Below are 13,616 nucleotides of genomic sequence, written 5' to 3'. Positions count from 1 at the left end.
CGGCTCAGGCCGCCTTTCGCATCGGAGCAGTCGCAGCAGTGGAAGCAGGGGAAGCAATCGAAGCAGTCGACGTGGCACCGCGGTTCTCGGAACGGCTCTGGCGCACGAGCGAGGCCACGCCCTCGGCGCGCAGCTCGTCCAGGCTGACGGCGGTGCCGCCGAGCAGCCCGGCCAGGGTGCGGGCCAGGCCCAGGCGGACCGGGCCGGACTCGCAGTCCAGTACCACGCTCGCCGTGCCCTGCGCCGCGAACAGCGCGGCCGCGCGACGGGACTGGCCGAGCGCGTCCCGTCCGCCGGTGGCGCGGCCGTCGGTGACCACGACCAGCAGCGGGCGCCGGTTCGGGTCGCGCAGCCGCTCCACCCGCAGCACCTCGTGGGCGCGCAGCAGGCCGGCGGCCAGCGGGGTCCGCCCGCCGGTGGGCAGCGACTCCAGCCGGGCCGCGCCGACCTCCACCGAGGAGGTGGGCGGCAGCGCCAGCTCGGCACCCGCGCCCCTGAAGGTGATCATGCCGATCTTGTCGCGGCGCTGGTAGGCGTCCATCAGCAGCGACAGCACCGCGCCCTTGACGGCGGTCATCCGCTGCCGGGCGGCCATCGACCCGGAGGCGTCCACCACGAACAGCACCAGGTTGGACTCCCGTCCCTGGCGCACCTGTTCGCGGAAGTCGTCCTTGTGCACCACCAGCGCCCGCCCGCTGCGCCCGCGTGCCACCTGGTGCGGTGCGGCGGCCTGGAGGGTCGCGGTGAGGTGCAGCCGGGCGAGCGCGCCCTGCGGGCGGCGGGCGCGGATGGTGTGCCCGCCGGTGGTCTCGGCGGGGGAGCGGCGGCCCTGGGCGCCCTGCCCGGTGCCCTTGACGGTGAACAGCCGGGTCCGGTACGGGTCCCCGGCCGCGACCGGCGCCGACTCCCGTGCGGGGGCGGGGTGTTGGGCGGGTACGGGCGACTGCGCGGGCTCCTCGGTGCCCTCGGGCGAGGGGGCCTCGGGGGCCGGCGCCTCGGAGGCGGGTCCGTCGGGGCCGCCGTCGGACGGTTCGGGCGCGCCGCCGCCGTCGGGGCCGCCCCCCGGGCCGTCGTCCTCCGGTCCCCCGTCCGGGCCGTCCTGGGGTCCGCCGTCGCCGTCCGGGCCGGGCCCGTCGTCCTCGGGCTCGGGGTCCTCCGGCTGCGCGTGCTCCTCCAGCGTCCGGTCCAGCTGCTCCTCGTCCAGCCCCGGCGCGTCGAAGGGGTTGCGGCGGCGCCGGTGCGGCAGCGCCAGCTGCGCGGCCTTGCGGACGTCCTCCTCCAGCACCTCGGTGCGCCCGTCCCAGGCCGCCAGTGCGACGGCCGTGCGGGCCATCACGATGTCCGCGCGCAGCCCGTCCACCTCGAACGCGGCGCACACGGCGGTGATCTGACGCAGCGCCACATCCGTCAGCTCGACCTTGGGCAGCAACTCCCGTGCCGCGACGATGCGTTCGGCGAGCGTCCGCTCGTCCTCGGCGAACCGCGCGGCGAAGCCGGCCGGGTCCGCGTCGTAGCCGAGCCGGCGGCGGACCACCTCGGCGCGCTCGGCCGGGTCCCGGGTGGCGGCGATCTCGACGGTCAGGCCGAACCGGTCGAGCAGCTGCGGCCGCAGCTCGCCCTCCTCCGGGTTCATCGTGCCGACCAGCAGGAACCGGGCCGCGTGGCGCACCGACACGCCCTCGCGCTCGACGTAGGAGCGGCCCATCGCGGCGGCGTCCAGCAGCAGGTCCACCACGTGGTCCTGGAGCAGGTTCACCTCGTCGATGTAGAGCACGCCGCGGTGCGCCCTGGCGAGCAGTCCGGGCTCGTACGCCTTGACGCCCTCGGCCAGCGCCCGCTCCAGGTCGAGCGAGCCGACGATTCGGTCCTCGGCCACGCCGACCGGCAACTCGACCAGCTGGGAAGGCCGTTCGGAAGCGGACGGGGAGACGTGCGGCCCGTCCGGGCACTGCGGGTCGGGTGCGGCCGGGTCGCAGGCGAAGCGGCAGTCGTCCACGGTGGCGATGGACGGCAGCAGGCCGGCCAGCGCGCGCACCATGGTCGACTTCGCGGTGCCCTTCTCGCCGCGCACCAGCACGCCGCCCACGGCCGGGGAGACCGCGTTCAGCAGCAGCCCGAGCCGCAGGTCGGCCATGCCGACGATCGCGGTGAACGGATAGCGGACGTCACTCATGCCGTACCCCACTCCAGTCGTATCCGCTTCCGCGTTCCTGCCCGGCCCGGTGATCCCGTCCGGCTCTGCCGCCCTGCCCGGCTCATGCGTCACTCCCAGGGGCCCCGGGCGGCACGAACGGCAGCGATCCGGCCGCCGGCACCCCGCCCTCGATCAGCTTCCACAGCGCGTCGGTGTCGGCGTGCTCCTCGATCAGGTCGCCCAGCCGGTCCAGCCGGGCCTCGCGCGCCGCGGCGAAGGAGGTGTCCGGGGCCGGGACGAACGCGCGGCCCGACAACTCCGCGACCTCGCGCAGGAACGCGCGGCGGAACCCGTCGTTCTCCAGCGCGCCGTGCCAGGTCGTGCCCCGGACCGAGCCCACCCGGCAGCCGTCCAGGCCGCGCCCCCGGCCGTCGGAGAAGAAGGTGTCCCCGCCCTCGACGGTGACCACCCCGTGGTGGATCTCGTAGCCCTCCACCCGCTGCCCGTACGCCTCGCCGACGGGCCGCGCCAGTACCTTCTCGGCGCCGAACCGCACCCGCGTCGGCAACAGACCGAGGCCCTCGACGGCGCCCGCCTTCGACTCGACCTCGTCCACGATCGAGTGCGCCAGCATCTGGTAGCCGCCGCAGACCCCGAGGATCGGCTGCCCGGCCGCCGCCCGCGCCTTCAGCGCCGGCTCCAGGCCGCGCTCGCGCAGCCAGGCGAGGTCCGCGACGGTGGCCCGGGTGCCGGGCAGCACCACCAGGTCGGCGTCGGCCAGTTCCTCCGGCCGGGTCGCCCAGCGCACCAGCACGCCCGGCTCCTGCGCGAGCGCGTCCATGTCGGTGAAGTTGGACAGCCGCGGGAAACGCACCACGGCCACCCGCAGCACGTCCGCGCCGAGCGGTCCGGGCCCGTCCGCCCGGTCCACCACGGTCGACAGGTCCAGCGAGTCCTCGGCGTCCAGCCAGAGCCCGGGCAGCATCGGCAGGGTGCCCAGCACCGGACGGCCGGTCAGCTCGTGCAGCATCTCCAGCCCGGGCGCGAGCAGCCGCGCGTCGCCGCGGAACTTGTTGACGAACCAGCCGGCGACGTGCCGCTGGTCCTCCGCCGACAGCAGCGCCAGCGTCCCGTACATCGCCGCGAAGACCCCGCCGCGGTCGATGTCCCCGACCACCACCACCGGCAGGGCGGCGGCCGTGGCCAGGCCCATGTTGGCGATGTCGCGGTCGCGCAGGTTGATCTCGGCGGGCGAGCCCGCGCCCTCGCAGACCACCACGTCGTAGCGGCGGCGCAGGTCGGCCAGGCACTCCAGGGCGCGCTCCAGCAGGACGGGCTTGCGCTCCCGGTAGTCCAGCGCGCCCACCTCGGCCACCGGCCTGCCGAGCAGCACCACCTGGCTGCGGCCGTCCGCGCCCGGCTTGAGCAGCACCGGGTTCATCGCCGCCTCCGGCTCCACCCGGGCGGCCTGCGCCTGCATCGCCTGGGCGCGGCCGATCTCGGCGCCGTCGGCGGTGACGAAGGAGTTGAGCGACATGTTCTGCGCCTTGAACGGCGCGACCCGTACGCCCTGGCGGACGAGCCAACGGCAGATCCCGGCCGTCACCACGCTCTTGCCCGCGTCCGAGGTCGTCCCCGCGACCAGCAGCGCGTTGCTCATGCCCGTCCCCTCTTCCTCAGCAGCGTCCGCAGCAGGACGTGCCCCGCGACCGTCGTACCCAGCGCCAGTGCGCCCACCCGCCGGGAGAGCGCGCAGGCGCGCTCGATGTCGTCGACCGTCACCGGCCGCAGCTCCGCACCCAGGACGGGCCGGTGCTCCTCCCGCTCGCCGTACCGCAGCGTCCCGCCCAGCCGGACGCCCACCGCCCCGGCGAACGCCGACTCGGCCTGTCCCGCGTTCGGGCTCGGATGCGCGGAGCCGTCGCGCCGCCAGACCCGCCAGGCGGTACGGGGCTCGGGCGCGGCGGCCACCGTCAGCAGCGCCGTCAGCCGGGCACCGGGCCAGCCCGCCAGGTCGTCCAGCCGGGCCGAGGCCCAGCCGAACCGGGCGTAGCGCGGCGAGCGGTGGCCCACCATGGCGTCCAGGGTGTTGACGGCGCGGAAGGCCAGCAGGCCGGGGGTGCCGGCCAGGGTGCCCCAGGTCAGCGCGTTCACCACGGCGTCGGCGGTGTTCTCGGCCACCGACTCGACCACCGCCCGGGCGATCTGCTGCCCGTCCAGCGCGCTCGGGTCACGCCCGCACAGGTGCGGCAGCCGCTCCCGGGCGGCCTCGAGGTCGCCCGCGGCCAGCGAGCGGCCGATGGTGCGCGCCTCCCGGGTCAGCGAGGTGCCGCCGAGCACCGTCCAGGTCGCGGCCGCCGCCAGCGCCGCCCGGCCCAGCGGGCGCCGGCCCACCGTACGGTCCAGGGCGAGCGCGCCCGCCGCGACCGCGCCCACGCACAGCGCCGTGTACCCGGCTCCCGCGCCGCGGTCGTCGCGCCACAGCAGGCGCTCCAGCCGGGTGGCGGCGCTGCCGAAGACGGCCACCGGGTGGCCCCGGCGCGGGTCGGCGAAGCGGGCGTCGGCGGCGTAGCCCGCGGCGGCGCCGAGCGCGAACGCGGCGGCGCGGACCGACGGGCCCGGAGTTCGGGCCGGTCTGCGCGAAGAGGTGGAGGGCGCGAGCGCGGTCATCGGGCGCACGACGGAAGGCGGCTCGGTGTCCGGCAGGGCGGGGCAGCCTGCATCGCGTGCGTGTCCTCACTCAGGGTCCGCGCCCTGGATCGACGTGACGGGGGCGAGAGTCTCCTGGCTTCCGGGTCGGACGCACTCCCGGAGCCTTCCAGCGGCCGTCGACGGCCCGCCGTGGCGATGTTCCGAGCGTGCTCCCCGGTGACAGTGGCGGGACCGCGCCGGAATTCCACCGGCTTCCTCTCCATGCCTCCGTTTGGCCCCAGGATCCCATCACGCGCCCGAACCGGGAGTCAACCGAGGTCACGGAGGGGTTGGTCACACGCGGGCAGTGCTGACGCCCCGTGGGACGCCCGCACCGCCCCCGCACCGTTCCGCCGCCGGGCCGGCCGCACCGCCCCCCGCGTCGCCCCCGCACCGCTCCCCGCCGCCGGCGCCCTCACCGCCCGCTTCCGGTACCTCCTGGGCACCGTCGGGCCGCCGCCCGGGTGACCCGGACGGCCCAGCCGGGTGGCCGGGCGGGTGGGGCGCCGGTGAACTGGTGCTCGAACACCGTCCGGTCCGTCAGCAACAGAGCGGGGAGCGAAATGCGTTGGGGAACCGCCGCCGTCGTGGCGGCCGCCGCGGTCGGGGCCGCCGTGCTGGTGATCGGTCGTCGGGCCTCCGAGCGGATGGTCCGTCCGGAGACCACCGTCCAGGAGTCGGGGCCGGTCCTGGTCCGCGAACTCGCCCCCGGCCGGGTCACCTTCACCCGCGCCCCGGAGAGCCTGCGCCCCGGCCGCTGGGCGGTCGAGTGGGCGGACGGCGGGCACGCGGTCGTCGAGGAGGTCCTGCACAGCGACGAGTCGGGTGTCACCCGCCGGCTGGTCCGCGCCGACCGGGGCACCCTCGCCCCCGGCACCGAGGTCCGCTTCACCCCCCGCGTCCACCTCGGCGACCCCACCGGGGCATTCGGCCTCGCCTTCGCCGACACCACCGCGGACGGAGAGCTCGGCGCCCTTCCCGCCTGGCAGCTCGACGGCAAACGCGGCACCTGGGTGATCCTGGTGCACGGCCCCGAGGCCGACCGCCAGCAGACCCTCCCGGTGCTCCCGGTCCTCGACCGGCTCGGCCTGCCGGCCCTCGCCGTCACCTACCGCGGCGACGACGGCGCCCCCGCCTCCCCGGACGGGCTCAGCCACTTCGGCGAGACCGAGTGGCGCGACATCGAGTCGGCGGTGCGGCTGGCGCTCGACAGCGGCGCGGGCCGGGTGATCCTCTACGGCTGGTCCCTCGGCGCGACCATGGTCCTCCAGACCGCGGCCCGCACCGCCTGGCCGCACGCCGTCAGCGGCCTGATCCTCGACTCGCCGGTGCTCGACCTCCCGGCCTCCGCCCGCCGGGACGCCGCCCGGGCCGGCTTCCAGGGCGTCGCCGCCGAGCTCGGCGCCCTGGCCGCGGAGGGCCGCACCGGGGTCGACCTCGCCGACTTCGGCCGCATCGCCGCGGGCACCGACCTGCGGGTGCCGACCCTCCTCCTGCACAGCCCCGAGGACCGGATCGCGCCCTTCGGCACCGCCGAGAAGCTGGCCGCCGCCCGTCGTGACGTGGTCAGCCTCCAGCCCTTCCCCGGGGCCGACCACGCCACCCTCTGGAACACCGCTCCCGACCGCTACACCGAACTCCTGCGCCGCTGGCTCACGCCGCTGCTGTAGGGCGATTCCCATCGGGAAGGACCCGAAGGCCCGAAGGCCCGAAGCTCCGAAGCCCCGAAGCCCCGCGGAACCCGCGGGCCGCACCCCCGCCCCCCTCCTCCTGCGGGCGTTTCCGGTGGGTCCCCGCCGGCCTTTTCCGGCACGCTTCCCCCCGTCCACGAATGAACGTTTCCCCCATTCCGCCCGCGGCGCGCGAGAAGTCGGCCGGTCCGACTTCTCGTGCGGCACGATCCCCCCACCCCGCCCCCCGTCCGTCCGGATTCGTTCTGGACACCTCCGCCGGAAGTCGGCGGAGGGGAATCCTCGCGCCACCCGCGCGAAAACCACCCCGATGTCAGGGGCAATTATTGGCCCGACCCCTTACCCCCCACCCGTACGCACGGTGACCGCTCGGGCAATTCCGGCGACCGGAGCGGCATGAGTGGCATGGGCAGGTCACACGTTTCCGGCCAGGCGGTTTGCCGCTGTTGCCCGATCTTGCGGAGGTGCCACCGGCGGTCGCCCGGTCGTACGGACAACCGGATGTGACAGAAGGCCGGTACAAGGGGAAGACTGCTCGACGTGACGTCTCGGAACCCGCGCGACCGTGATGCCCCGCTCCCGCCGACGATCGGTACCGGTGCGACGGTGACCCGTCTCCCCGGAACGGCCCAACGGCCCGCCGGTGGCAGGCCGGGCGGGGCGGGTGTCCCCCGTAACGGAGTGCCCCGGCGACGAGGGCCCGCTCCGGCTCCCGGGCGGGGCAGGGTTCCCGTGCCGGAGGGCTTCCCGGCACCCGCCGAGCTGGCGCCGCTGGCCCGCCGGATGCTGGTGGACGCCGTCCGCGTCGCCCGCTGGGCCGGCGAGCTGGCCGAGGTCGACAAGCGCGGCGAGCTGCTCCCCGAGGACGCCGGTGAGGCCGGCCGGGCGCTGGCCATGACGGTCGCCGCCGCCGCCAAGGCGTGGGGGCAAGCGCTGCTGGTGGGCCTGGTGGAGGCCCGGGACGGCGGAGCCGGCCCCGGCTGGCGCCTGCACGCCTGGGAGCACGACGACGAGGCCGTGGTGCGCGGCTGGTCGGCGCTGTTCGACGCCTGGACCCTGCTCGCCCCGGTGCCGCCCGCCGCGCTGCGCGGCGTGTTCGCCGTCCTGGCCGGGCAGGCCGTGGACCAGGCCCCGCAGCTGCTCTCCTTCCTGCACCTGGTGGACGGCCCGGTCGCCGAGAGCGAGCTGCTGGAGCTGCTGCGCCGGGGCCTGGACGAACGCCGGGTCGGCACCGGCCTCGGCGGACCGGGGCTGTCGCCGGTGCCGCACGCGGCCTCGGCCGTCTCCGCCGTCCGCGGCACCTGCCGCGCGCCACAGATCGACACCCCGGCCGCGCCCTCGGACGTGGCCGCCGTCCTGGACTGGATGCTGGACGGCCTGGCGGCCGTTGGCGCCCTGGTGCGCAGGAACGATGCCGCGGAGCTGTCGCCGCTCGGCCACTGGGCGGTGCGGGCCAAGCTGGAGGAGATCTGCACGGTCGCGCAGACCGCGGCCGGGCACATCGAGCAGAGCGCCTTCGAACTGCTGAACGCGTGCGCGGACTACTCGCCGGGCCCGGCCCGCGCCGAGTTCCGGGCCTGGGTCGCGGCCCGTCCGGCGGACCGGGCGGTGGGCGAGCTGCTGGATGCCGCCCAGGGCGATGACGCGCTGGTGCGCGGACTGGCCTTCGAGGCGCTGCGGGTGGCCGGCGGCCCGGCCGAGCAGGCGGTGCGCGCGGCGGTGGACGAGCCGGTGCTGCGCCCCTACGCGCTGCTCTGGTTGGCGGAGCGCGCCGACGAGGGCGTCGCCCCGGCGGACGTGCTGGGCGCGGAGGACGCGGCCTGGCTCTGGGTGGACACCGCGGCCGCGGTGCTCGACCACGGCGAGACCGAGCTGCTGGTGGGTCATGTCGAGGGCGCCTCGGCGGGCGACCCGGTCCGGCTGTTCGCCCGGGCCCGGCAGTCCGGCCACCCGCGGGCGGCCTCGGTGCTGACGGCGGTCTCGGGCGTGCACCCGGACCCGGGCGTGGCCCGGGCGGCCCGCCGCTCGGCGTTCAGCGTGCACACCGGCGGCGCCTGAGCCCGCACCCGCCGCGCCGCCCGGCCGTCACCCGACGGACACGACACGCGCGACCCGTACGACACAGGAGAAGGGCCCGGAACCAAGAGGTTCCGGGCCCTTCTCCATGACGGTCCATGACGATCCGTGAGGATCGCGGGGACTCAGCCGAGCCGGGACTCCGCCCGCCGGGCGCGGACGTCGCCGACCTTCTGCCCCACCTTGCGGCGGATGACCAGCAGCGGTGCCATCGCGGCCAGGGTGATCTGGGCGAACGCGCCGACGTGCATCAGCTGGTTGCCGCCGGGCAGGCCGGTGGCCCAGGCCGCCAGGCAGCCGATGGCCACGACGACCCAGCAGAGCGTCGCGGTGGCCAGCAGTCCCTGCGGCTTCGGGTACTCGATCCGGCTGACCATCAGGTACGCGGCGCCGAAGATGGCGAGCAGACCGGGCAGGAACGGCGGGTCGAGCAGCACGATGGCGATCACCGTCATCGCGCCCATCGGGCAGGGCATGCCCTGGAACACCCCGGGCCGCATCTTGACGGCCGAGAAGCGGGCCAGCCGCAGGACCACCGCGAGCAGCACCGTGATGGCGATGAGCGCCGACAGCTTGCTGTTGGAGCCCTGGGAGACCATGCCCCAGACGGCGACGAAGTAGGCCGGCGCGATGCCGAAGCTGATCAGGTCCGCCAGGTTGTCCAGTTCCGCTCCGAGGGCGGAGGAGCGCAGCTTGCGCGCCACCAGGCCGTCGAAGAGGTCGCACATCGAGCCGATCAGCAGCAGCGTGACCGCGGTGGCGGCGCTGTGCCGGTCCGGAGCGGCGTCCGGGTTGGTGATGTGCGGGACGAGGACCCCGGTGGTGATCGAGTAGATCGCCAGGAAGCCGCAGACGGCGTTCCCCAGGGTCAGGAAGTCGGCGGTGGACAGGTGCTGAGGAGAGCGCGGGGCGCGCAGCTCGCGGTCGCGCGCCCAGCGGCGGCGGCGCAGGGCCGTCTCCTCGTCGTCCAGGCCGACGATTGTCTCAGGTTCAGTCACGGTCAAGGCGCGTCACCCCGGCTGTGGTCTTCTGGCCGACCTCGACGCCGACCTCGACGCCGGCCGGCAGGTAGGTGTCGACCCGGGACCCGAACCGGATCAGACCGATCCGGTCGCCCTGCTCGACCTTGGTTCCGGCGTCCACGTACGGCACGATGCGGCGGGCCACGGCCCCCGCGATCTGGACCATCTCGATGTCGCCGAGCTCGGTGTCGAAGTGCCAGACGACCCGCTCGTTCTGGTCGCTGTCCTTGTTGAACGCGGGGACGAAGCCGCCCGCGACGTGCTCGACCGACGTCACCGTGCCCGGCAGGGGCGCGCGGTTGACGTGGACGTTGAGCGGGCTCATGAAGATCGCGACCCGGGTGCGGCCGTCCGGCCAGGCGTCGATGCTCTGCACCACGCCGTCGGCGGGGGAGATCACTCTGCCCGCACCGATCTCACGCTCGGGGTCGCGGAAGAACCACAGCATGCCCGCGCCGAGTGCGCAGGCGGGTACCGCAGCCAGGGCCCACTTGCCGTTGCGCCGGGTGAGGGCGGTGGTCACGGCGGCCGTGGCGAGGGTGGGGACGAACCAGGGGGTGGCTCCGCGCGCGATGGTCACGCGGGGTCGCCGACCGGCCGTCGGGGCTGCGAGGGCATCGCGGTCCGTGACGGAGGTGTGAGGGGACGGGCTGATGGGCATCGAAGACCTTTGTCGCGGGGGATCATGGCCGCTGGACGGGGGCCACCGCGGGATCGGTAATAGAGGGACGGCTTGCTGTCCCGGTGGATGCTATCGGGAGCACACGGTGGGTGGGCAACCCGCCTGCTCGTTCATGTGTCCGGTGGCGGCGCGTGTGCGCGTCCACCTCTACGACCGTAGCTCGCCCCGGTCCGGTTCCCAAGGGACCGGACAGGGCTGGTGACTCTTGTCTCAACGGGTTCGCCGACGGAACCCGGCGGGCGAAACGGCCGTAGCGGCCGGAAGCGGGTGTGCGGAAGCGGCCGCAGGGCGCGTCGTTGCAGCTGTACGCCCTGCGGCCGCTTCAGAAGGGCCGTGCCGGACCCAGGCGGACCAGGCCGGGCCCGTGACGGGGCACGGCGCTCCGCCGGGACGGGCCCGCACGCCCGTCGACCGGCGGTTCGAGGGGGCGGCCCGGAGACGTGGTCCGTCGGCGGGCCGCCCGGGGGTCAGTCGGCGATCCGGTACTCCTCCAGGAGCCGGCGTCCGACGATCATCTTCTGGATCTCCGCAGTACCTTCACCGATGAGCAGCATCGGGGCCTCGCGGTAGAGGCGCTCGATCTCGTACTCCTTGGAGAAGCCGTAGCCGCCGTGGATGCGGAAGGCGTCCTCGACGACCTCCTTGCAGTACTCGGAGGCGAGGTACTTGGCCATGCCGGCCTCGAGGTCGTTGCGCTCGCCGCCGTCCTTCTTGCGGGCGGCCATGACCATCATCTGGTGGGCGGCCTCGACCTTGGTGGCCATCTCGGCGAGCTTGAACTGGATCGCCTGGTGCTCGGCGATCTTCTTGCCGAAGGTGGAGCGCTGCTGGGCGTAGGAGATGCCCAGCTCGAAGGCGCGGCGGGCGACGCCGCAGCCGCGGGCGGCGACGTTGACGCGGCCGACCTCGACGCCGTCCATCATCTGGTAGAAGCCGCGGCCGGGGACGCCGCCGAGGATGCGGTCGGCCGGGATGCGGACGTCCTGGAGGACCAGCTCGGTGGTGTCGACGCCCTTGTAGCCCATCTTCTCGATCTTGCCGGGCACGGTCAGGCCGGGAACCTTCGGGTTCGGCCCGAAACCGGCCTCCTTCTCGATCAGGAAGGTGGTCATGTTCTTGTACGGCGTGTCGCCGCCCTCGTCGGTCTTGCAGAGGACCGCGACCAGGGTGGAGGTGCCGCCGTTGGTGAGCCACATCTTCTGGCCGTTGAGGACGTAGAACTCCCCGTCCTTGACGCCCTTGGTCGAGATGGCCGAAACGTCGGAGCCGAGGCCCGGCTCGGACATCGAGAAGGCGCCGCGGATCTCGCCGGCCGCCATCTTCGGCAGGAAGTAGTCCTTCTGCTCCTGGGTGCCGTGGGCGTTGATCATGTGCGCCACGATGAAGTGGGTGTTCACGATGCCGGAGACCGACATCCAGCCGCGGGCGATCTCCTCGACCACCAGGGCGTAGGTGAGCAGCGACTCGCCGAGGCCGCCGTACTCCTCGGGGATGGTGAGGCCGAACAGGCCGAGCTGCTTCATGCCCTCGACGATGGCGGTCGGGTACTCGTCCTTGTGCTCCAGCTCGGTCGCGACCGGAATGATCTCCTTGTCGACGAAATCCCGCACGGTGGCGAGGATGTCCCGCTGGATCTCGGTGAGGCCGTCGGTCTGTGCGAGGCGTCCCATCGTGCGGCTCCGGAATGTCTGAAGAGGGCGGGGGGGGGGATTTCCGGGGGCCCTGCCGGCGTGGCTGCGGCAGCAGGGCCCCCGACCGGGTGGGGGTCGGCCGATGACGGCGGCCTCCCCGTCCGGGGTCTGTGGCGGGGAGGGGCTCAGGAGAGCGGGGTCGGACGGCCGGGCTGCTCGCCGCCGCGCTCCTTGGTGTACGTCTCGGTCGGCACCATCACCTTGCGGCGGAAGATGCAGACGACCGTGCCGTCCTGCTTGTACCCCTTGGTCTCGACGTAGACGATGCCGCGGTCGTCCTTGGACTTGGACGGCCACTTGTCGAGGACGGTGGTCTCGCCGTAGATGGTGTCGCCGTGGAAGGTCGGTGCGACGTGCCGCAGCGACTCGATCTCCAGGTTGGCGATCGCCTTGCCGGAGACGTCCGGGACGGACATGCCGAGCAGCAGCGAGTAGATGTAGTTGCCCACCACGACGTTCTTGCCGAAGTCCGTCGTCTTCTCCGCATAGTTGGTGTCCATGTGGAGCGGGTGGTGGTTCATGGTGAGCAGGCAGAAGAGGTGGTCGTCGTACTCGGTGACCGTCTTGCCGGGCCAGTGCTTGTAGACCGCGCCGACCTCGAACTCCTCGTAGGTGCGTCCGAACTGCATGGCCTCACGCCTCCGGGATCTCGAACTTGGTGGTGCGCTGCATGCCCGCGGCCCGGCCCTTGCCGGCGACGACCAGCGCCATCTTGCGGCTGGCCTCGTCGATCATCTCGTCGCCGAGCATGGCGGAGCCCTTGGCGCCGCCCGCCTCGGAGGTGCAGTAGTCGTAGGCGTCGAGGATCAGCTCGGCGTGGTCGTAGTCCTCCTGCGAGGGCGAGTAGATCTCGTTCGCGGCGGCGACCTGGTCCGGGTGGAGCACCCACTTGCCGTCGAAGCCGAGGGCGGCCGAGCGGCGGGCGACCTCGCGGTAGCCCTCCTGGTTGCGGATCTGGAGGTACGGGCCGTCGATCGCCTGGAGGTCGTTGGCGCGGGCGGCCATCAGGATGCGCATCAGGATGTAGTGGTAGGCGTCGGCGTTGTAGCCGGGCGGCTGCTCGCCGACGACCAGCGACTTCATGTTGATGGAGGCCATGAAGTCGGCGGGGCCGAAGATGATGGTCTCCAGCCGGGGCGAGGCCTCGGCGATGGCGTCGACGTTGATCAGGCCCTTGGCGTTCTCGATCTGCGCCTCGATGCCGATCTTGCCGACCTCGAAGCCCATGGTCTTCTCGATCTGGGTGAGCAGCAGGTCGAGCGCCTTGACCTGCTCGGCGTCCTGCACCTTGGGCAGCATGATGCAGTCGAGGTTGGGGCCGGCGCCCTCGACCACGGTGATCACGTCGCGGTAGGTCCAGTGGGTGGTCCAGTCGTTGACCCGGACCACGCGGGTCTTGGTGCCCCAGTCGCCGTTGTTGAGCGCGTCGACGATGTTGTGGCGGGCGCTCTCCTTGACCAGGGGGGCGCAGGCGTCCTCCAGGTCGAGGAAGACCTGGTCGGCCGGCAGGCCCTGGGCCTTCTCCAGGAAGCGCGGGTTGCTGCCCGGCACGGCGAGACAGGAGCGGCGCGGGCGCAGACGGTTGACAGGAGTCATGAGAATCGAGGGTTCCTTCCCAGTGGTCAGCTG

General features: G+C 73.9%; 10 protein-coding genes and 1 riboswitch. Of the genes, 2 read left to right on the top strand and 8 right to left on the bottom strand.

Annotation, left to right across the window (positions count from 1 at the left end; translation table 11 throughout):
* Window positions 1-4: 4 nt before the first annotated feature.
* From ACFWP2_RS26515 to ACFWP2_RS26505, 3 genes are all read right to left on the bottom strand, one after another.
* On the bottom strand, window positions 5-2,173 hold the full coding sequence (locus ACFWP2_RS26515; RefSeq protein WP_380455731.1) for a putative cobaltochelatase: 2,169 nt from the start codon (window positions 2,171-2,173) through the stop codon (window positions 5-7).
* An 82-nt stretch (window positions 2,174-2,255) separates the two neighbouring features.
* Complete coding sequence (locus tag ACFWP2_RS26510) at window positions 2,256-3,794, bottom strand: cobyric acid synthase (RefSeq protein WP_380455729.1); 1,539 nt, start codon at window positions 3,792-3,794, stop codon at window positions 2,256-2,258.
* A complete protein-coding gene (locus ACFWP2_RS26505; RefSeq protein WP_380455727.1) occupies window positions 3,791-4,804 on the bottom strand; it encodes a cobalamin biosynthesis protein in 1,014 nt (337 codons plus the stop codon). The genes ACFWP2_RS26510 and ACFWP2_RS26505 overlap by 4 nt, the downstream gene beginning before the upstream one ends.
* A gap of 107 nt (window positions 4,805-4,911) precedes the next feature.
* Window positions 4,912-5,045: riboswitch (cobalamin riboswitch) on the bottom strand.
* Between the two features lie 343 nt (window positions 5,046-5,388).
* Here ACFWP2_RS26505 and ACFWP2_RS26500 point away from each other — a divergent pair.
* On the top strand, window positions 5,389-6,495 hold the full coding sequence (locus ACFWP2_RS26500) for an alpha/beta hydrolase family protein (protein WP_380455725.1): 1,107 nt from the start codon (window positions 5,389-5,391) through the stop codon (window positions 6,493-6,495).
* Between the two features lie 753 nt (window positions 6,496-7,248).
* Window positions 7,249-8,574, top strand: a complete 1,326-nt coding sequence (locus ACFWP2_RS26495) for a hypothetical protein (RefSeq protein ID WP_380455722.1) — start codon at window positions 7,249-7,251, stop codon at window positions 8,572-8,574.
* 143 nt (window positions 8,575-8,717) lie between these two features.
* Here the strand turns inward: ACFWP2_RS26495 and ACFWP2_RS26490 are convergent, their stop codons facing one another.
* From ACFWP2_RS26490 to ACFWP2_RS26470, 5 genes are all read right to left on the bottom strand, one after another.
* Window positions 8,718-9,596 (bottom strand): CDP-alcohol phosphatidyltransferase family protein, encoded by an 879-nt coding sequence (locus ACFWP2_RS26490; RefSeq protein WP_380455719.1) that lies wholly within the window; start codon window positions 9,594-9,596, stop codon window positions 8,718-8,720.
* Complete coding sequence (locus tag ACFWP2_RS26485) at window positions 9,583-10,275, bottom strand: phosphatidylserine decarboxylase (protein WP_380455716.1); 693 nt, start codon at window positions 10,273-10,275, stop codon at window positions 9,583-9,585. Before ACFWP2_RS26485 ends, ACFWP2_RS26490 begins: the two co-directional genes overlap by 14 nt.
* Window positions 10,276-10,763: 488 nt before the next feature.
* Window positions 10,764-11,966 (bottom strand): acyl-CoA dehydrogenase family protein, encoded by a 1,203-nt coding sequence (locus tag ACFWP2_RS26480; protein WP_380455714.1) that lies wholly within the window; start codon window positions 11,964-11,966, stop codon window positions 10,764-10,766.
* Between the two features lie 146 nt (window positions 11,967-12,112).
* The gene (locus ACFWP2_RS26475; RefSeq protein ID WP_359961015.1) at window positions 12,113-12,616 is read right to left on the bottom strand and encodes a MaoC family dehydratase; all 504 of its coding nucleotides are present in this window, start codon (window positions 12,614-12,616) and stop codon (window positions 12,113-12,115) included.
* Between the two features lie 4 nt (window positions 12,617-12,620).
* A complete protein-coding gene (locus ACFWP2_RS26470; RefSeq protein WP_380455710.1) occupies window positions 12,621-13,583 on the bottom strand; it encodes an HpcH/HpaI aldolase/citrate lyase family protein in 963 nt (320 codons plus the stop codon).
* Window positions 13,584-13,616: the final 33 nt, after the last annotated feature.

This window comes from Kitasatospora sp. NPDC058444 (genome assembly GCF_042721415.1).
Classification (GTDB): Bacteria; Actinomycetota; Actinomycetes; order Streptomycetales; family Streptomycetaceae; genus Kitasatospora.
This window is presented reverse-complemented; position numbering and strand designations above follow the sequence as displayed.

Bases quoted from the DNA above. Each gene is read 5' to 3' on its own strand.
- ACFWP2_RS26515 (WP_380455731.1), bottom strand. From the start codon at position 2,173: ATGAGTGACGTCCGCTATCCGTTCACCGCGATCGTCGGCATGGCCGAC.
- ACFWP2_RS26510 (WP_380455729.1), bottom strand. From the start codon at position 3,794: ATGAGCAACGCGCTGCTGGTCGCGGGGACGACCTCGGACGCGGGCAAG.
- ACFWP2_RS26505 (WP_380455727.1), bottom strand. From the start codon at position 4,804: ATGACCGCGCTCGCGCCCTCCACCTCTTCGCGCAGACCGGCCCGAACT.
- ACFWP2_RS26500 (WP_380455725.1), top strand. From the start codon at position 5,389: ATGCGTTGGGGAACCGCCGCCGTCGTGGCGGCCGCCGCGGTCGGGGCC.
- ACFWP2_RS26485 (WP_380455716.1), bottom strand. From the start codon at position 10,275: ATGCCCATCAGCCCGTCCCCTCACACCTCCGTCACGGACCGCGATGCC.
- ACFWP2_RS26480 (WP_380455714.1), bottom strand. From the start codon at position 11,966: ATGGGACGCCTCGCACAGACCGACGGCCTCACCGAGATCCAGCGGGAC.
- ACFWP2_RS26475 (WP_359961015.1), bottom strand. From the start codon at position 12,616: ATGCAGTTCGGACGCACCTACGAGGAGTTCGAGGTCGGCGCGGTCTAC.
- ACFWP2_RS26470 (WP_380455710.1), bottom strand. From the start codon at position 13,583: ATGACTCCTGTCAACCGTCTGCGCCCGCGCCGCTCCTGTCTCGCCGTG.